At 44.6% G+C, this 19,394-nt stretch carries 17 protein-coding genes, 1 tRNA gene, 1 rRNA gene and 1 pseudogene (1 of these 20 cut by a window edge); 13 read left to right on the forward strand and 7 right to left on the reverse strand.

Translation table 11 applies throughout. From position 1 onward, the window contains the following. Positions 1-11: 11 nt before the first annotated feature. Entirely contained in the window at positions 12-1,337 is a 1,326-nt protein-coding gene (eno, locus tag M3M36_RS05085) for a phosphopyruvate hydratase (RefSeq protein WP_252773518.1), read from the forward strand. 181 nt (positions 1,338-1,518) lie between these two features. Next, positions 1,519-2,010 (forward strand): annotated as a pseudogene (locus tag M3M36_RS05090) (DNA-3-methyladenine glycosylase I); the annotation flags it as partial. A 121-nt stretch (positions 2,011-2,131) separates the two neighbouring features. On the opposite strand, the gene M3M36_RS05095 reads toward M3M36_RS05090, so the two are convergent. After that, a tRNA-Arg gene (locus M3M36_RS05095) sits at positions 2,132-2,203 on the reverse strand. Positions 2,204-2,221: 18 nt separating this feature from the next. Then, positions 2,222-2,857, reverse strand: coding sequence for a YigZ family protein (locus M3M36_RS05100; protein ID WP_252773520.1), 636 nt, complete (start codon positions 2,855-2,857; stop codon positions 2,222-2,224). 215 nt (positions 2,858-3,072) lie between these two features. Between M3M36_RS05100 and M3M36_RS05105 the strand changes: the two genes are divergently transcribed. The 8 genes from M3M36_RS05105 to M3M36_RS05140 all read left to right on the forward strand — a co-directional run bounded on the left by M3M36_RS05105 (position 3,073) and on the right by M3M36_RS05140 (position 10,095). Continuing rightward, the gene (locus tag M3M36_RS05105) at positions 3,073-4,203 is read left to right on the forward strand and encodes a helicase-related protein (RefSeq protein ID WP_252773521.1); all 1,131 of its coding nucleotides are present in this window, start codon (positions 3,073-3,075) and stop codon (positions 4,201-4,203) included. After that, positions 4,200-4,910, forward strand: a complete 711-nt coding sequence (locus tag M3M36_RS05110) for a ComF family protein (RefSeq protein ID WP_252773522.1) — start codon at positions 4,200-4,202, stop codon at positions 4,908-4,910. Before M3M36_RS05105 ends, M3M36_RS05110 begins: the two co-directional genes overlap by 4 nt. A 127-nt stretch (positions 4,911-5,037) precedes the next feature. Next, positions 5,038-5,262, forward strand: a complete 225-nt coding sequence (locus M3M36_RS05115) for a DUF1146 family protein (RefSeq protein ID WP_252773523.1) — start codon at positions 5,038-5,040, stop codon at positions 5,260-5,262. A 106-nt stretch (positions 5,263-5,368) separates the two neighbouring features. Beyond that, entirely contained in the window at positions 5,369-6,352 is a 984-nt protein-coding gene (gene mreB / locus M3M36_RS05120) for a rod shape-determining protein (RefSeq protein ID WP_252773524.1), read from the forward strand. A 9-nt stretch (positions 6,353-6,361) separates the two neighbouring features. Beyond that, on the forward strand, positions 6,362-6,571 hold the full coding sequence (locus M3M36_RS05125) for a DUF2969 family protein (RefSeq protein ID WP_252773525.1): 210 nt from the start codon (positions 6,362-6,364) through the stop codon (positions 6,569-6,571). Positions 6,572-6,654: 83 nt separating this feature from the next. Further along, positions 6,655-7,866, forward strand: a complete 1,212-nt coding sequence (locus M3M36_RS05130) for an FtsW/RodA/SpoVE family cell cycle protein (RefSeq protein WP_252773526.1) — start codon at positions 6,655-6,657, stop codon at positions 7,864-7,866. Between the two features lie 9 nt (positions 7,867-7,875). Then, entirely contained in the window at positions 7,876-8,865 is a 990-nt protein-coding gene (locus tag M3M36_RS05135) for a DUF2785 domain-containing protein (protein ID WP_252773527.1), read from the forward strand. 87 nt (positions 8,866-8,952) lie between these two features. Next, positions 8,953-10,095: a D-alanine--D-alanine ligase family protein gene (locus tag M3M36_RS05140; RefSeq protein ID WP_252773528.1), complete on the forward strand. Its 1,143-nt coding sequence runs from the start codon at positions 8,953-8,955 to the stop codon at positions 10,093-10,095. A 56-nt stretch (positions 10,096-10,151) separates the two neighbouring features. On the opposite strand, the gene M3M36_RS05145 is transcribed toward M3M36_RS05140, so the two are convergent. The 4 genes from M3M36_RS05145 to rpsD form a co-directional block, all read right to left on the reverse strand. Continuing rightward, positions 10,152-10,610 carry a universal stress protein gene (locus M3M36_RS05145; RefSeq protein WP_252774425.1) on the reverse strand — a complete coding sequence of 153 codons (459 nt, stop codon included), beginning with the start codon at positions 10,608-10,610 and terminating at the stop codon, positions 10,152-10,154. 452 nt (positions 10,611-11,062) lie between these two features. After that, complete coding sequence (locus M3M36_RS05150; RefSeq protein WP_252773529.1) at positions 11,063-12,352, reverse strand: replication-associated recombination protein A; 1,290 nt, start codon at positions 12,350-12,352, stop codon at positions 11,063-11,065. Positions 12,353-12,420: 68 nt separating this feature from the next. Continuing rightward, the gene (locus tag M3M36_RS05155; RefSeq protein ID WP_252773530.1) at positions 12,421-12,795 is read right to left on the reverse strand and encodes a YueI family protein; all 375 of its coding nucleotides are present in this window, start codon (positions 12,793-12,795) and stop codon (positions 12,421-12,423) included. A gap of 249 nt (positions 12,796-13,044) precedes the next feature. Continuing rightward, positions 13,045-13,656 carry a 30S ribosomal protein S4 gene (gene rpsD / locus M3M36_RS05160; protein ID WP_047974713.1) on the reverse strand — a complete coding sequence of 204 codons (612 nt, stop codon included), beginning with the start codon at positions 13,654-13,656 and terminating at the stop codon, positions 13,045-13,047. 375 nt (positions 13,657-14,031) lie between these two features. Between rpsD and M3M36_RS05165 the strand changes: the two genes are divergently transcribed. Then, complete coding sequence (locus M3M36_RS05165) at positions 14,032-15,735, forward strand: septation ring formation regulator EzrA (protein WP_252773531.1); 1,704 nt, start codon at positions 14,032-14,034, stop codon at positions 15,733-15,735. A gap of 139 nt (positions 15,736-15,874) precedes the next feature. Here the strand turns inward: M3M36_RS05165 and M3M36_RS05170 are convergent, their stop codons facing one another. After that, positions 15,875-17,287, reverse strand: coding sequence for an APC family permease (locus M3M36_RS05170; protein WP_252773532.1), 1,413 nt, complete (start codon positions 17,285-17,287; stop codon positions 15,875-15,877). Positions 17,288-17,384: 97 nt separating this feature from the next. On the opposite strand from M3M36_RS05170, the gene M3M36_RS05175 reads away from it, so the two are divergent. Next, the gene (locus M3M36_RS05175; protein WP_252773533.1) at positions 17,385-17,948 is read left to right on the forward strand and encodes a guanylate kinase; all 564 of its coding nucleotides are present in this window, start codon (positions 17,385-17,387) and stop codon (positions 17,946-17,948) included. Positions 17,949-18,452: 504 nt separating this feature from the next. Continuing rightward, positions 18,453-19,394: ribosomal RNA gene (locus M3M36_RS05180) — 16S ribosomal RNA — on the forward strand; it runs 609 nt beyond the window's last position.

Here is a 19,394-nt window from a genome sequence, read left to right on the forward strand (position 1 = left end):
GAGCATAAAATATGTCTTTGATTTCAGATATCATCGCACGTGAAGTTCTTGATTCACGTGGAAACCCAACAGTCGAAGCTGAAGTTATCACTGAAGTTGGTGGATTTGGCCGCGGAATCGTGCCATCTGGTGCATCAACTGGTGAACACGAAGCTGTCGAATTGCGTGACGGTGACAAGAACCGTTTCGGTGGCAAGGGTACGACTAAGGCCGTTGCTAACGTTAATGATGTAATCGCTAAGGCTTTGGTTGGTAAGTTTGACGTAACTGACCAACGTGCCATCGACCAAGCCATGATTGACTTGGATGGTACTTCTAACAAGGGTAAGTTGGGTGCCAACGCTATCTTGGCCGTTTCAATCGCAGCAGCCCGTGCTGCTGCTGATGAATTGGGTGTTCCTTTGTTCTCATACATTGGTGGCATGAACTCTTACGTTTTGCCTACACCAATGATGAACGTTATCAACGGTGGTGCTCACTCAGATAACAAGGTTGACTTCCAAGAATTCATGATCATGCCTGTTGGTGCTCCTTCAATCAAGGAAGCCATCCGTTATGGTTCAGAAACTTTCCACGAATTGAAGAAGTTGTTGGCCGCTGATGGCAAGGCTACTTCAGTTGGTGATGAAGGTGGGTTTGCCCCTGACTTCGCTAACAACGAAGAACCATTGCAATACTTGATTAAAGCGATTGAAGCTGCTGGTTACAAGCCTGGTAAGGACATCGCCATTGCTGTCGATGTTGCCTCATCAGAATTGTGGGATGCTGACAAGTCAAAGTATGTTTTGCGCTGGTCAACAAAGGAAGAATTCTCAACTCCTGATTTCATTAAGTACTTGGAAGACTTGGCTGACCGTTACCCAATCATTTCAATCGAAGATCCTATCGATGAAAACAACTGGGATGACTGGGCTGAAATCACGAAGGAGCTTGGCAAGAAGGTTCAATTGGTTGGTGACGACTTCTTCGTTACCAACACTGAATACTTGGCTAAGGGAATCCGTATGGGTGCTGCCAACTCAATTTTGATCAAGGTTAACCAAATCGGTACTTTGTCAGAAACAATGGATGCCATCGAAATGGCTAAGGAAGCTGGTTACACGGCGATTGTTTCACACCGTTCAGGTGAAACTGAAGACACTACGATTGCTGACTTGGTTGTTGCTACTAACGCCGGTCAAATCAAGACAGGTTCAATGTCACGTACTGACCGTATCGCCAAGTACAACCAATTGATCCGTATCGAAGAATTGCTTGCTAATACTGCTAAGTATAAGGGTGTTCACGCATTCTACAACTTGTCAGCTGACGCACGCGAAGCAATCCAAGCTAAGTAAATAAATTTTTAACGAAAAACGCCTTGTGGGGCGTTTTTTTGTGTTTTCTTTCGTATAATATGGGAAAAGATTATTCAGATAAAAATTGCTTTGTCAAAGAGGGGGATGCATGGTAACACGTTGTCGTTGGGCTGTAAATTATAAAGAGAGAACACCAATGGTTACCTAACATGATCGTGAGTTTGGTCACCCCGTGCGAGATGATGATCAACTTTTATTCGAGTTGCTGACATTGGAACTTTTTCAATCAGGCTTGAGTTGGCGAACGGTCTTAAGTAAGCGAAAGAATTTTAAGGTTGCTTTTGCTAACTTTGATATTAACCAGGTGGCCCAATTTGATCAACAAGATGTTGAGCGACTGCTCTTTGATGCTGGTATTATCCGTAATCGGCTAAAAATTGAAGCAACAATTAATAATGCTCAACAAATTCGAAGGCTCCATCATCGGGGTGAGACATTTTCTGATTTGGTTTGGCAGCAGACCAATGGTCAAATACTCGATATTGGTGTTAACCAGGAGGAAAAGCCGGCCAGTCGCAATACACTTTCTGAAAACTTTAGTAAGCGGCTGAAAAAAATCGGCTTTAAGTTTCTGGGACCAGTGACTGTTGAATCATTTTTGCAGGCTGTTGGTGTTGAAAATGCACATGATTTAGAATGTGACTTTCGTTAATATTGAAGAATCAACAAGAAAAAGCACCTGCATTCAATTAAGAATGCGAGGTGCTTTTTGTGTGAAGTACTGCGAAACTACTCCATCGCCGTTATAAACATTGATAGATCAGCACTGTTTATGCGCGATCCGGGAGTCGAACCCGGATTGCAAGAACCGGAATCTTACGTGCTATCCATTACACTAACCGCGCGAACTAGATTATTATAACCTACTTTGCGGGAATTTCCAAGTATGTTTCACTGATTTTCTGAAAAGAAACCTGGCCGGCAAAGCGGTTTTTCAGTTCTTCCTCAAAGGCTTTTACCTGATCCGGTGCAACCGCTACTTGGTGGTGGACGGCGGTGTCGAAATCAGTGGCAAAGACTGGGTAATCTTCTTGCTTCAACCAATAAGTCAGTTGATCATTATTTTGGTAATCAATATCAATTTGAATTTTTTCGCGCCAAAGGCGTTCAACCAAACCGGCCTCATCTAACCCTTGGGCAACGGTTCCGGCATAGGCTCGGATTAACCCACCCGCGCCAAGCTTAATTCCTCCGAAGTAGCGGGTAATAATGGCCAAAATATTGTGAACCTGACGTTTCTGCAAGACTTCAAGCATCGGAACCCCAGCCGTCCCAGAAGGCTCACCGTTGTCCGAATAGCGCTTAATTTCATCGTTGTCCCCAATGACATAGGCAAAGACATTGTGAGTTGCCTTGTGGTGTTTTTTGGAAATCTGGTCGATGTAGGTCTGTGCCTGTTCTTCAGATTCGATGCGAAAGAAAGAAACGATAAAGTCTGATTTTTTGATTGTTTGTTGCCAGGAATAATCATTCTCAGCGAGTAGGTAAAAAGGCTCCATAGCTCGTATTATAACATGACTAAATTTAGAAGGTAGGTAGAAAAATGAATGTCGAGAACCTTTATGGCCGCTTGGTAACTTGGCCCAAAGAAATTGATCCACCAGTACCTTGTCAAATTCTACCGGCCTTTAAGAAAGGAGTCTGTCAGCGTTGTGGGCAAAAAGAACGAGCGAGACTTGCCGGCAGTGGTTTTTACTGCTTAAAGTGCCTGAACATGGGACGGGTTTCGACTAATGACTGCCTGCTCACAATTCCGGAGCCCAATCTCTTTCAAGCTAAAGGTCACCTTAGATGGGATGGGCGGCTGACTGATCAGCAAGAGCGGGTTAGCCGAGATTTGATGGCGAGCTATGCTAAGCGAGAAAATCGGTTAATCTGGGCGGTCACCGGTGCTGGTAAAACGGAGATGCTGTTTCCATTAATTGACCATGCATTGCAGAGACAAGGACGGGTTGCCATTTTGACGCCGAGGGTCGATGTTGTCCTTGAACTAGCGCCACGATTAGAGCAGGCTTTTGATTGCCCAATTCAAGTTCTCTACGGTCAACATGGTAGCCGGTACCGTTATAGCCAGCTGGTTTTAGCGACGACTCATCAGGCGTTACGTTTTTATCGTGCTTTTGACTTATTAATTATCGATGAGGTTGACGCTTTTCCTTTCCGGGGTGATGGTGCATTAGCTTATGCCGTTTTACGGGCACAAAAAAATCAAGCGAGTGTTGTTTATTTGACTGCGACACCAACGGCTGTGTTGAAACGCTTAGTCAAGCAGAAACGATTAGCTCAGTCCTATTTGCCACAGCGTTTCCATCGCGGCCTGTTACCGCAAATTCAGGTTCGCCGGATTGGCAATTGGCGTAAGCAACCACCAAAAAAACTATTAAAGGCGGTTCAATTCTGGATTGGTCAGCAGAACCCCTTTTTGGTTTTCGTGCCACGAGTTAATGATTTAGCGCGAGTATTTGACTATCTGCAACGTTTTCAGACAATTAATGGGGCAACGGTCCATGCTGCTGATCCTGATCGTGCTGAAAAAGTTCGCGATTTGCGGTCAGGAGTCTACCGTTATTTAATCACGACGACGATTTTAGAGCGCGGGGTGACGCTACCGGCCTTGGAAGTAGTGATTTTGGGGGCGGATGATGCTGTTTTTTCAATAGCAGCGCTCGTCCAGATTGCCGGACGGGTGGGACGGTCTCAAGAGCACCCCGATGGTCTGGTTTTAGCACTCGTGCAGGAGCCGACCTTCAAATTACGGGCAGCTCGCCAGCAAATTGCTGATTTGAACAGTCGAGTAAAACAGATGGGTGCCATACCAACAGATAGCCAGGAGGATGAGATTTGAATTGTTTACTCTGCCAAGAAGGTTTTCAACCAGTAGTCACAATGGGCCAGTTGGTCTTTAATCGAAAGCAAGCCAAGCAGTTGTTGTGCCCGAGATGTTTAAATTGCTTTGCTCGTTTAAAGGGAACGTTGTGTGGTGGATGCGGCCGCCAATTGGTCCATCGAATCCCAGTCGAGGGGACACAACTGATTTGTCCAGATTGCCAGTTCTGGCAAAGTCAGGGTTACCGCCTACTTGGCCATCGAGCCTTGTATGCTTACGATGGGCAATTAAAGGAATACATGTCCCGCTACAAGTTTATGGGGGATTATCGACTGGGCCTCGTGTTTCAAAAGGAAATGCGGCAAATGATTCGACGCCTGGTAAAAGAACGGCAAATCGACCTAGTTATCCCCATCCCGGTAAGTAAGAAGCGGCTTTTGCAGCGGGGGTTCAACCAAGTCGAGCCATGGCTTGTGCGTTCTGCCAAAGCAGTTTTGGAGGTGGCTAATCATAATAAGGTTGACCAATCTAGTTTGGATCGAGCAAAACGGCTCAAGACACCCCAGCCATTTGCCATTGCCGACAATCAAGCTGCATTAGTGGTGGGGACGAAAATCTTGGTTGTTGATGACATTTATACGACTGGACGGACACTTTATCATGCAGCCGACTGCCTTTATCAGGCTGGGGCTCGCTTTGTGTCATCAGCTTCGTTAGCTCGTTAAGTCGAATAGAAAAAAATTTTTGCCTATGAGCATTTTGGCATAGTGAGAATCTGTGTGAGGAAAGCTTTGTTACATTGCCGGTTTGTCCTTTCTGTTATAAAATGAAACGAATAAAAGGAGAACTTTCATGCCACCACTTTTGACTTTGACCACAACGATTGCCGCCATCTATTTTGTCTTTTACCTGCTTCGTCCGATTGATTTTGGCAAGTTACTACCAAAAAATCCTTTGCAGGCGGCCGTGCTCAAAGTAGTTGTTGCAACCAGCCTCGGATTTTTGCTGGCGACGGCACTAGTGTCGCTTTTAAATTCAGCCTTACAACTACCAGGAACTCTCCTAAAAGATTTCTAAGAGATGCCGGCCGAAACTGGTCAAGTATGATATAATTTAAAGGATTGTAGGGGACTGTTTTTTCTTTTAGACCCTACCGAACATGAATTTTGGAGAAATAATAACCATGGCAAGAGATATTGGAATTGATTTGGGAACCGCCAACGTTTTGATTTACGTTGAAGGCGAAGGTGTGGTCCTTAATGAACCTTCCGTTGTCGCCGTTGACGACAAGACTGACCGTGTTTTGGCCGTTGGGGCTGAAGCCTACCGGATGGTTGGTCGGACACCCGGAAACATTCGGGCCGTTCGTCCTTTGAAGGATGGAGTCATTTCTGACTTCGATATTACAGAAGCGATGTTGACTTACTTTGTTAACAAATTGAACGTCAAAGGCTTTATGTCAAAGCCAAACATCATGATCTGTGCACCAACAAACATTAGTGAAATTGAACGTAAGGCAATTATTCAAGCCGCTGAAAAGGCTGGTGGTGCTAAGGTTTATTTGGATTACGAGCCAAAGGTTGCTGCTATTGGTGCTGGTTTAGATATCTTTAAGCCAGTTGGTTCAATGGTAATTGATATGGGTGGTGGAACTTCTGATATCGCCATCTTGTCATTGGGTGACATTGTTGTTTCAGAATCAATCCGGGTTGCCGGTGATCGCATGAACACTGATATCGTCAATTACTTGAAGCGTGAACATGGTTTGATTGTTGGTGAGCGTTCAGCAGAAACCATTAAGATTGAAATTGGTTCTGCCTTGAAGTCAGATACGCCAAAGACGATGACTGTTCGTGGCCGTGACAACTTTGAAGGCATGCCACAAACGATTACTGTTAACTCAAACGAAATTGAAGAAGCCTTGCATGACACGTTGGTTCAAATTGCTGACGCTGCCCACTTGGCTTTGTCAAAGTTGCCACCTGAACTGGCTGCTGACATCATCGACCGTGGTGTGATGTTGACCGGTGGAGGTGCATTGCTCGATGGCATGGATAAGTTTATTGCCGATCGTTTGACAGTTCCTGTTTTTGTTTCAGAATCACCATTGGACAACGTGGCCAAGGGAACTGGGGCATTGTTGGAACACATGATGACGAAAAAATAAGGAGCAGTCATGAGCAAGAAAAATCAGAGCTTTGGCGTGTCTTTGGTCACAAAGGACGACGAAATCCAGGTTTTGGTTGATGATCAACCAATCGGTAAAATCGAACAAAATCAGGGTAGCTATACTGGTGTTTTAGGCAAGCAGGTTGTCATTGCCAGTGCTCAATCGACCGATGAAGCCTTGCAGGCAATCCTCGCATCATTTAATCTCTACCATTAATTTTTAAAAAGAATCCTTTGCCGCGGCAAGGGGTTTTTGTACATAGAACCACCTAAAAATTTTGTGCAAAAGGAAGATTCACCATGCAGCGTATCGCATCACATAAAACCGACCGGCCATCTGCTTCAGAGTTGGATTGGGGCATGATTTTAATTTTAATCTTGCTGATGTTAATTGGTCTGTACTCCTTGTACTTTGCTATTTTAAACGGTGGTAAAGGTGCCTCACCGATTAGAGCTGTTATTATGCAGATTGTTTACTGGATTGCTGGTGGCGTGATGATTGCTTTCATTATGCATTTTGATGCCTTCCAGCTCTGGCGATTAGCACCCTTTCTTTATGCCATATCCTTTATTTTACTGATTGCCGTTCTGATTTTTTATAATCGGGCTTTGTATGCGAATGCGGGTGCTAAGTCATGGATTGTTATTGGACCTGTTTCGATTCAGCCGGCGGAATTTGTAAAACCATTTTATATCGTGATGTTAGCGAAAATTGTCGCTAGTCATAACCGTTTGTACCCAACCCACCAGGTTGATTCCGATTGGTTGTTAATTGCTAAGATTGCCGGATGCTTCTTACCATTGGCCTTCTTAATCGCCTTACAAAACGATTTGGGGACACTTCTCGTCTTTATGGCCATCACGGCTGGAATTGTCGTTGTTTCCGGCATTACCTGGCGGATTTTGGGGCCAGTCTTTGCGGGTGTGGGCGTCTTAGGCGGTGGTATGATTTTCTTAGTGGCTTCGACAATTGGTCGAAGCATTCTGGGAACATTAGGTTTCCAGTCTTACCAATTTGCTCGAATTGATGCCTGGTTGCATCCAGGCCAAGATACCTCAAATACTGGTTATCAGACGTATCAAAACTTGAAAGCTATCGGATCTGGTCAACTGTTTGGGTCTGGGTTTGGTAATATGAAAGTCTTTGTGCCTGTTCGTGAATCGGATATGATTTTCTCAGTAATGGGCGAGTCCTTTGGCTTCATTGGAGGCGCCTTCTTAATTTCCTTATACTTCTTTTTGATTTATCGCATGATTAAGGCAACGTTTAAGGCTAAAAACGCCTTTTATGCTTATATTGCTGCCGGTGTGATTATGATGGTTTTGTTCCACGTCTTTGAAAACATTGGTATGAACATTGGTCTCTTACCATTGACAGGAATTCCACTGCCCTTTATTTCACAGGGAGGGTCGTCGCTGGTTTCGAATATGATTGGGGTTGGGCTGATAATGTCGATGTCTTATCAACAACAAAGTAGAACTTTCAACGATTCGAACGAATTTAATTTGTAAAAGGGTGCTATGGAAGAACTTGCAGCAATTCATGAAAAAACACGGGTTTTATTATCACAGCTACGCAGTGGGGATGTTTATGAATCACTACCTGAGTTACTCTATGTCTTAAAAGAAAATGCGGACATGGAACCGGCTGAGCCAACTCCACGACCTAGAGATTCAATGGCCGTGATTGAACAAATGCAGGTCTACCAGGATGTGTGGTCGGCCAACCATGAGGAATCCAATCAGTTTGTAGCAGATGATGACTTGCGGGCAGTCGTGGAACAGTTGTCTTCACCGAGTGCAAAGATTCGTGATACGGGGGCCTTCTTCTTTCTTGGGAATGCCATCCAAAATGGGCATTTAAGTCATCAGCAATTAGACTGGTTGACGGCTGAAATGATTGGTGACGACCACCTACTTAGTCAAATTTTGCAGGAAGAAAACGATGGTGCTTATGGACGCTCTTTTGCCCTTGCCATTCTTTCGATTTTATTGATGGCTGATCAGCAAGCTGCTGAACCCTTTATTGGCTCAGAGTTGATGATGGCTATCGTCGAACAGGTTAGCCTGTATACGCTGTTAGAACTGGATACACGCGGTTTCGTGCCTGGCCATGGTTGGATTCATGCCTTTACTCATTTAGCAAATGTGTTGGGCGCGATTTTTGACCGGACGGATGTTCCACGGTCAGACAAACTTTTCTTGCTTGCTTGTATCATGACGAATTTCCGTCAGCTAAACACACCACTCACGATGGGTGAGCTAAACCGCCAAGTAGGAACCATCTTGCGCTTGAGTCAAAAGCACAGCCTCTACGCCGATTATTTACTACTATCATTAAAATTGTGGCGGCAAGACCTTGTGAATGAACCCTTTGCACAAACTCGGTCACGCTGGCAGAAATTATATAATCGCGTTGATTTCTTCCAGCAAATTTTAGCTTTTGGTCAAGATCAGGTGCCTGAAAAAATTTGGGCATATGTCCAAGAGACTAAGAATTACCTTTCTTAATTGTCTTCGTCTCGCTAGGTTGGCGAATGAAAAAAATATTTACCCATGACGTCCACCTGGCTGGTGGACCAATAAAGGAATTTTCTTATGAGCAAAAAACATGTTGTATTGTTGTTTGGTGGAAACTCGTCAGAGCACGATGTTTCCAAGCGGTCTGCCTATAATTACTATCAGGCCCTAAAGGAAACGGGCAAGTATGACCTTTCGGTCGTGGCTATTGCCCAAAATGGTTTTTTCTTGGATGCTAAGCGATCATTTGAAATTATGAACCAAGCCGATGAGGCTCCTTTGGTTGCTGAATACATGGCAAGCATTGACCCAAAGGAAACGTTGGCACCGATTGCTGCCTTAAAGGATTTGCCACCAATTGATATCTTTTTCCCAGTTGTTCATGGTAACCTTGGCGAAGATGGTACGCTTCAAGGTCTTTTCCGTCTCTTGAAGAAGCCTTATGTTGGTGCCGCTTTGCGTGGCCACGCAATTTCTTTTGATAAGGTGATTACCAAGGAAATTTTGACGGCCAATGGCATCCGTAATACCAAGTACCTGGTTACTTATCAAAATGATGATCAGCCATTGACCTGGGCAACTGTTGCAAAAGAGTTAGGTTCACCGGTCTTTGTTAAGGCTGCTAATCAGGGATCATCCGTTGGTATTTCACGGGCTGAAAATGAGGCCGAATATCAGGCTGCCTTGGCTGATTCCTTCAAGTATGACCGCAAGGTCTTGGTTGAGGCAGCCGTTAATGGCCCCCGTGAATTAGAGGTTGGCGTGATTGGAAATGATGATATTTTAGTTTCTGAAATCGGTGCCCACCAAGTACCAGATCAAGGTGGGAATGGTAAGGGCTGGTATGATTACAAATCAAAGTTTGTGGATAACTCAGCTGTTGCCTTTGAGATTCCCGCTAACTTGCCAGAAGATGTCACGGCTGAAATTAAAGCGATGGCAAAGAAGGCTTACCAAGTCTTGAACTTGGCCGGTGAAGCTCGGATGGATTTCTTAATTGACGAGAATAACGTTCCTTACTTAGGTGAACCAAATACGCTGCCAGGATTTACTAACATGTCCTTGTTTAAGCGCTTGTGGGATTATTCCGATATTAACAATGCCAAGTTGGCTGATATGATGGTGCAATATGGCTTTGAAGCTTACGAAAAGGAACAACTGATTTCTTATTCATTTGAATCATTGGGTGAAGAGAAGGTTGGAACTTTCAACGGCCAATAATTTTAAATAAAAAAACGTCCCTTGTTGTTACGCAAGGGACGTTTTTTTACTGATTTTTACTTTTGAGCGAGCTTTGCGCAACGAACAACCAAGACGTCGATTGTCGCGATTCGAGTAACGAAGGCGGTGACAGAACCGACAACTAGACGTTCAACCGTGTTGAGACCAGTGGCCCCAATTACAATCAAATCAGCTTTGATTTCTTTTGGAATATCGGTTGCAATCATGGTCTTTGGTGAACCATAGTCAATCCGATATGAAACATTTGAGAGGCCTGCCTCAGTTGCTTGCTTTTTGTAAGCTTCCAATGATTGACGGGCATCTTCCGTGATGGTGTCAACCATCGTGTTATCGAAAGATGTAATGTTTTGAATGGCACGAGTATCAATGATATTAGCAATCACTAATTCAGCGTCGCCGTCTTCTTTTGCTAGGGCGATTGCGCGCTTCAAGGCCGCCTCAGCCTCCTTTGAGCCATCCATTGGAACCAAAATTTTCTGGTAAGACTGTGTCATCGTAAAGACCTCTCTTTCTAGGTTCATTATAAGTCTTTTAAGACGAAATAAAAAGCAGAGTCTGCGAATAGGAATTAGTGGATACCAGCAATTGGCTAATTCGTTTAGTCTTTAGTATGAGTTCACAAAAAAAGCCCGCCCGAAGGCGAGCCGTGGGTCATGCCCACGATACTCTATTGGCACCGTTAACCGCTACTCAGATTTTCCTCGAAATTATCGAGGTGGGCGTTTCACCGGGGGCTTTGACTACCAAACGAAAGGGCATGTCATAACCTGAGGATTCCCGTCCAAAATAAAAAGGTTGTAAGGAAAAAGCTGTAAATGTAGCAATGCGTATACCAGAGTATTCACTAAATAGTATACTGATTTTGTCTAAAAATACTAGTCTTGACATTCTGATTTTTGTGAGTAACCATCAGCAAAATTGTTGTTCAAAATCAGATTGGTATTGTTTATTTTAAACCACGGCGCTGTTGGTTTTTGAGGCTCTGATTAACATCCTTTAATTGCTGCTCGAAATTCGAGTTACCTTTTGGCTGGAAATAGGCGTCATCTTTGATCGTATCTGGAAGGTACTGCTGAGCAACCCAGTCATTAGGGAAGTCGTGAGGGTAAATGTAGTCATTTCCGTGGCCGAGTTTCTCGGCGCCCTTGTAGTGACTATCGCGTAGATGGTTTGGGATGGTCTGGGCCTTTGAACGACTGGCTTGGGCGATGGCAGCATCGATTGCGGTGTAAGCTGAATTGGACTTTGGCGACAATGCTAATTCAATAATGGCATTGGCCATTGGAATCCGCGCCTCAGGTAATCCTAATTTTTCAGCGGTTTGAATAGCTGTCACGGCTCGTTGTGCGCCGTTTGGATTAGCCAGACCAACATCCTCGTAGGCAATCACAATCAGTCGGCGGACTAAGATTTGCAGGTCACCGGCAATAATCAGCCGGGCGGCGTAGTGTAGGGCCGCGTCGACATCCGATCCTCGAATTGATTTTTGTAGAGCCGAGATAATGTCATAGTGGGCATCGCCATCCTTGTCGGCGACGAGTGACTGCCTTTGAGTAGTTTCTTCGATAACTGCCAGGTTTACCTGGACGATCCCGTTTGCATCCGGCTTGGTCGAAAGAACTGCTAACTCCAAGGAATTCAGGGCAGAACGAAGATCGCCGTTGGTTGCTTGGCTAAGGTGGGTGAGGGCCTCTTCGCTTAGATTGACTTGGTAGTTACCAAGTCCGTTTTCTTGATTTGTCAGTGCCCGTTTAATCGCTTTTTTGATGTCCAGGTCACTTAAGGGTTGGACTTGAAAAATTTGGGTCCGGGAACGGATGGCTGGCGTGACGTTTAAGTAAGGGTTTTCCGTTGTCGCCCCAATCAAGATAATCGCGCCCGATTCAAGGTGAGGAAGGAGGAAGTCTTGTTTGACCTTGTTTAGACGGTGAATTTCATCTAAAAGAAGGACGACAGTCCCTGACATTTTTGCCTCCTCAGCCACAACCTGGAGGTCCTTTTGCGAATCGGTCGCCGCGTTTAGGGCCCGAAAAGCGAAGTTGGTCGAACCAGCAATGGCTGAGGCAATTGAGGTTTTACCAGTTCCGGGTGGACCATAAAGAATCATCGAGGAAAGGCGCTTGGCTGCCACCATCCGCCAAATGATTTTATTTTCGCCGACTAGGTCTTCTTGGCCAACGATTTCTTCAATTTTTGTTGGCCGCATTCGGTAGGCCAGCGGTTTTTGTCCGGGCATGAAGGCTCCTTTCTCAGTATGGCTCTGTTTTGATAAAAAAGAAGCCGGTTGAAACCGGCTTCGTCAGGTTACAGGTCAATTGATTCTTGGTTTACGGCTGATTTTGCCGCAAGAACGACCGCATAGGGGTCGCTTGTTTGTGTTGTTCTTTCAAAATCAGATAGCAGGGTGTAGGGGTGATTGGTGCTAACAGCCATTTGTAAGTAGTTAATGTAAGCATCACCACAAGCATCCTGGTCAATCAGTAAGGTCGTGTTTGGCCAGTTTTGCATCCTTGCCTTGAGTTCTTCTTGAACTTGGCTATCATCGGCCTTTGATTCTTTAACGGCCGCGACTACTCGTTCACGAAAAGTGCCTAGGTAAAGGCGCTGCTCATCAGGATTAATCTTGGGACCGCCATTACCTTGCTGTCCCTGTTCTAAACGGCTGTTAACATCATCCATTGGGTTATCCTCCAATTACTTTACTACAGACAATTATACGAAAAAAGTTAAAAAGATTAAAGGCTTGTGCGCTTTTTTTGACGGTTAATCAACGTTTACTGGTTGATTGACCAGCACTTTGCGGTTTGATGGTTGCAGTTGTGAGCGTTGCCTGCTCAAGCAATTGTGCGAACGATTGTCGCGCTGATTTTTTCCAAAAAAAAGCCACTGCATCAGCAGTGACTTTTCAACCAGAAAGAGTTAATTAAATTATCCCAAACGGTTGTAGTATTCGACGATCAAGGCTTCGTTGATGTCAGCATCCAATTCTTCACGTTCTGGCAAACGAACGAAAGTACCTTCAAGCTTATCGGCATCAAAAGAAACGAATTGTGGACGTGAAACAACTGATTCAACAGCGATTTGGATTGGCACAATGTTCTTTGACTTTTCGCGAACAGAGATTACCTGACCAGGAACAACTTCGTATGATGGAATATCAACACGCTTACCATCAACCAAGATGTGACCGTGGTTAACCAATTGACGTGCTTGTTGGCGAGTAGTTGCCAAACCAAGACGGTAAACCAATGAGTCCAAACGGCGTTCCAAGAAGATCATAAAGTTTGTACCGTGAGTACCTTGACGAACCTTGCCGGCCTTGTTGAACAATGAGTGGAATTGACGTTCAGTCAAACCATAAGTGAAACGCAACTTTTGCTTTTCGCGCAATTGCATTCCATATTCAGAAACCTTTCCACGACGGCCTTGGCCATGGTCACCAGGTGCATAGGCACGACGTGACAATTCCTTACCAGTTCCAGAAAGTGAAACACCCAAACGACGTGAGATACGCCATTTTGGTCCAGTATAACGTGACATGTATATGTCCTCCAAAATGTATTTTGCTGTACATTTGAGGGTCGGCACCAGATGCGTGCAGCGTCAAGAAAAATCGTTTCTCAGTGACTGTAGCTAAGTCCTTACTAACGAGTTTGGACGTTGTTGACGCGCTTCTTTACCGACTGCTACTCAATACAACTTCAACCAGTATAGCAAATCAGAAGGAAATTAGCAAGAAAAAGAGTGTTGAACAAAATGGTATCCGTATTTTTATGTCGTTTCGATTGAAAAGTCAGGCTGAAAAAGAATCAAAAATCTTAAGAAAGGGATAAAAGAAGGCAAATGAATCTAATTTCAGTAGCCAATAGTGTATTGTGGACTTAATTAGTAAATAAAGCTGAGGGTTTAGTACATATGTGGATTATTATTGCAGTTATCGTGATTATCGCTATCTTAATCGGTCTTGGTTGGGTAGTTTTGACACAACGGCAGGCTGCCGCGCAGGCGGTAGATTTTAGTTTGGCTAAAAAAGCGCTCATGGATGAAGACATTGCCACTGATTTGGCAGCAGCAAGAAAGGTCGCCTTAGCTGGTCAGGCTTTGCAAAATTTCCAGGAAACGGAAAAAATTTATCGTGACTTGCGCAACCATCGCTTTGCGGCAATTGATGCGGAAATCAATCGCGCGATGCAATTGAGCGCTGGATTGAACGTTTGGAAGACCAGAAAGTCGCTACAATCTTTGTTAGATCAAATGACCGAAGCTGTTTCTTTGCAAAAACAGGTTGTTTCAGGACTGGAAAGTATACAGCAAGAAAACAAGATGCAACGTCAGGCTATCGATCAATTACATGGTGATTTTGACGATATCACAGAGCGGTTAACAGCCATGAATAACCCCTATGGCCCAAGTGCACCGGCTTTATTAGCCTTTTTATCTGATGAGGAAGATGAGTACCAACGCTACCATGAATTAATTGAGGCTGGGGACCGAGTAAAGGCAGCCCAAAAGTTCGAAGAGGTTGGGATGATCGCTGGTCAGGTTCTTGATTATATGCAAAATCTGCCGATTTTATTTACCGCTTTTAATGAAAAATACTTGGATCAGATTAACGAATTGCACACGAGCTGGCTTGATTTGACGGATCGTGGCGTTGTTTTTGCCGAAGGTGTCTTGGAAGATGCTTTGAGTGAGGTCGATGACCTCCGCCTTCAAGGACTTCAGGCGATTGAAGGTTTGAAAGTCAAGGAAGCAAATACGATTTCAACAACGTTAAACCAGAAGATTCAAGACCTGTATGACCTCATGGAAGAAGAATATCAGGCCTATCACCGTTACTTTAAGCAACAAGAACGTGTCAATACAGAATTTGATCGGGTTAAGGAACAAAACCATTCTTTGCTGCTTGAGCTAACTTATTTGAAGGGACGTTTCATTTTGGGTCATGAGGAAGAAGACCGACAGTCTAGTTATCACCATGACATTGAAGAATTAGTATTGAGTCAACAAGAAGTCCAACGGGCCTTAAAGGAAGGTAGTCAGACATACAGCTGGGCAGTTACGCGCCAAGAAAATTGGTTATCAATTTTGAGCCAGTTAGATAGCGACCAGGTTGCCTTGTACCATCAAATTGAGGAATTCCAACCTGCTTTGCAATCCGCTAAGGAGCATACAACTGCTTATATTGATCAAATTCGCGGTGTGAAGCGCTCTCTTGAACGTCGCGACCTACCAGGGTTGCCCGAGGACTTTCTACAAAAATTCTTTACAGTGAGTGACGAAATTACGCGCCTGGATGAGGCCGTGTATGCGGGAGAAGTCGATCTGGATGATGTGCAGCGTCAATTGAACATTGTCGCTGCTGACTTCGACACCTTAAAGGAACAGGCTCATACTGTGATTGTCGCTGCTGATTTAGCCGTTTCACTCCTTCAATATGCTAACCGTTACCGCGAACAAAACGAAGAAGTCGCTAAGGCGTTAAAGGTCGGTCAAAAGCTCTATCAAGTTGATTTTGATTACGATGGCGTAATTCAAGAGATGAAGCCAGTCTTGCAAGAGGTTGAGCCCGGAGCCTTTGAGCGCCTCCAGAAAAATCAGGATCCAGTTCTTTTATAAGAAGTGGACGTGCTTAAAATAATGAAAGTTAGTGGTCCGTGCTCTGATTTCACCACTTAATCACGTCAAAAGTAAATCAAGAAAAAAGAAAAGCTGACTGTCTGGGTTGATTCCCAAACAGTCAGCTTTTTCAATGGAGTTATTTGTTAATTTGCTTCAGTGCAGAGTGGCGGATACCGTAAGTAAAGTACCAAATCAGGCCAATTACGACCCAAACACCATACATTTTCAATGTTTCTGCAGGCAAGCGTAGGATCAACAGTAATGATAATCCGGCAGCAATTAATGGTAAGACAGGATAGAATGGCATCTTGAAACCATCATGTTTCAGGTCGTGACGCTTACGTAAGATCAAGACGCCGAAGCTGATAAACATGAAGGCCGTCAAAGTACCGATGTTAATCAAATTAGCCAATGTACTCAATGGGACAAGGCCAGCCAAGAATGCTTCAACAGCAACTGCTAAAATCAAGGCGTTGACTGGCAGACGGTGTGGACCAGCGACCTTTCCTAAGCCACGAGGTAAGAGACCATCACGACCGAAAGAATAAGCCAAACGTGATGAAGCGAAAATTAAGGCCAACACAGCGGTGAACATTCCAATTAAAGCGCCAATTGTAATGACAACAGAAAACTGTGTTTGCTTAACGGCCTGCAAGGCGAAAGCGGCTGGGTCATCAACGCCCAAGCTCTTGTAATTGACGATCCCTGTCAAGACAATTGAGAACAAGGTGTACAGGATGGCGGAAATTGCGACTGTACCTAAGATCCCCCGAGACATTGTTTTTGTTGGATTCTTGACTTCGGCTGCGTGGGCAGCAATCGTGTCAAATCCTAGGAAGGAGAAGATGATGGAAGCGGTTGCGGCAGTTAAACCACCCAAACCAAAGGCACCTGTTTGGAACTGCTTAGGGTAGAAATCAGCGTAGTTATGTCCTTTTATGAAGAAGAGGCCACCGATAATGAAGAGGGCAATAATGGCAACCTTCAAAACAACACCGGCATTTTCAATCTTCTTTGATTGGCTCACACCAGCGAATAGAACAGCTGCTGAAATTAAGATAATAACCACGGCCATCAAATTGACGACACCACCGGCACCAGGTCCAGCCTGGAGAGCCTTAGGCAAAGCCCAACCCATTTGGCTCAGTAAATTATTGAAATAAGCTGAAAAACCAGTGGCAATCGCTGAAACTGCCAAGAAGTATTCCAAAATTAAGGACCAGCCAAGAATCCAACCAATTACTTCACCATAGATGACAGATCCGTAAGAATAAGCTGATCCAGCAACTGGCATGGCTGATGAAAATTCGGCAAAAGCCATGCCGCAGATACCAGAGAAGATAGCTGCAACTAGAAAGGCGATAGAAACAGCCGGACCAGCGTTGTTAGAGGCCTCATGACCGGGTAAAATAAAGATTCCAGAACCAATGACGGTTCCCACACCCAGGCCGATTAGGTCTTTTGTTGTAAGCACACGCTCCATCTGCTGATCCTTTTCAAGGTAACCAGCAGCTGACTCGCGGGCAAAGGCACGTTTTAGTAACTGCATAACTTTTCTCACTTTATTTTAATATAACTGCCATCAATTGTACCAACTTTTAACTGGATTGTCGATTATTTTGATGATAAGGTAAGAAAACAAAGAAATGGGGGATGAGAAAGCCATGAATCGGGTAATTGTTTTAACGGGACCAGCTGGAGCGGGAAAGACCTCAATTGCAACTTACTTAAAGGAAAAATGGCGCGTGCCGCAAGTCATCACACATACTACCCGTCCTAAGCGGGCTGGTGAGGTTGACGGCCTTGATTATTATTTTGAAACGAAGGATTCTTTCTTATTAAACCATTATTTAGAATCTGTTCATTATAGTCAGGCAAATTATGGTTCTTCTAAGGAAGGTTTAGAAAAAGCGTGGCAGAAAAACAACCTTGCTAGTATTGTCTTAGACACCAAAGGAGCTGAAACCTACCAAAAAATTTTAGGTGACCAGGCCTGGATTTGGTACGTTACGATTAAAGATGTTGTCAAACTTGAGAACCGCCTGATTGCTCGTGGGGATGAAACAGACCGGGTGCAGGATCGCTTATCGGCACCGGAGTTCCAACGAGACTTAAAGCTACCTGATCAATTGCAAGGCGGTGCTGAGATTATTGTTAATGATGATTGGCAGCAAACCTGTGACCAGGTAGATCGGTTAGTAGAACGCTAAAGGTTTTCAATCGACGAATGTTAAATTTACAATGCTGATAAATCAGCGTTTGAGACCAATCGCTAAAATTACCAAAAAAAGTGTTGACGAGTAGTCAGGTAGGCGCTATACTAGTTATTGTTCGTTACGAAGCAAAGCTGCTTCGATCGAGGCGCTGGTTGTCAGAGATGACCGGCAGTTGATAAAAGTTCATCAGAAAGTTGTTGACAAGCTTCAACATTCCTGATAAACTAATCAAGTTGCCCTAACAAAGCAACTCAAATAACTTTCTAAATTAGTTGTTGACTTTAGGTCACAGCTGAGGTAAGATAAATGAGTTGCCCAACAAGGCATCGCACATTGAAAACTGAACAAAACTTTGAACAAACAAATCTGTAACGGTGGCTACTTGGTAAGTAGTCACAAACAAATTTGCGAAGTCAATTCGTAACAAACAATAAACGGATAGGCGTTATCGAGAGATAGCAACTAGTCAGTTTAATCGAAGAGCAATCTTCAAACTTTTAACATGAGAGTTTGATCCTGGCTCAGGATGAACGCTGGCGGCGTGCCTAATACATGCAAGTCGAACGCGCAGCGAAGAGTGCTTGCACTCTTCAAGCGAGTGGCGAACGGGTGAGTAACACGTGAATAACCTACCGAAAAGCAGGGGATAACATTTGGAAACAGATGCTAATACCGTATAAAACGTGCTGTCGCATGACAGAACGTTAAAAGGTCCGTTTGGACCACTTTTTGATGGATTCGCGGTGCATTAGTTAGTTGGTAGGGTAAAGGCCTACCAAGACAATGATGCATAGCCGAGTTGAGAGACTGACCGGCCACATTGGGACTGAGACACGGCCCAAACTCCTACGGGAGGCTGCAGTAGGGAATCTTCCACAATGGGCGCAAGCCTGATGGAGCAACGCCGCGTGTGTGATGAAGGCTTTCGGGTCGTAAAGCACTGTTGTATGGGAAGAACGGTAAGGGTAGGAAATGATCTTTACATGACGGTACCATACCAGAAAGGGACGGCTAAATACGTGCCAGCAGCCGCGGTAATACGTATGTCCCGAGCGTTATCCGGATTTATTGGGCGTAAAGCGAGCGCAGACGGTTCGATAAGTCTGAAGTGAAAGCCCACAGCTCAACTGTGGAAGTGCTTTGGAAACTGTCGAACTTGAGTGCAGTAGAGGTAAGTGGAACTCCATGTGTAGCGGTGGAATGCGTAGATATATGGAAGAACACCAGTGGCGAAGGCGGCTTACTGGACTGCAACTGACGTTGAGGCTCGAAAGTGTGGGTAGCAAACAGGATTAGATACCCTGGTAGTCCACACCGTAAACGATGAACACTAGGTGTTAGAGGGTTTCCGCCCTTTAGTGCCGAAGCTAACGCATTAAGTGTTCCGCCTGGGGAGTACGACCGCAAGGTTGAAACTCAAAGGAATTGACGGGGACCCGC

This window comes from Fructobacillus americanaquae (assembly GCF_024029775.1).
Taxonomy (GTDB): domain Bacteria; phylum Bacillota; class Bacilli; order Lactobacillales; family Lactobacillaceae; genus Fructobacillus; species Fructobacillus americanaquae.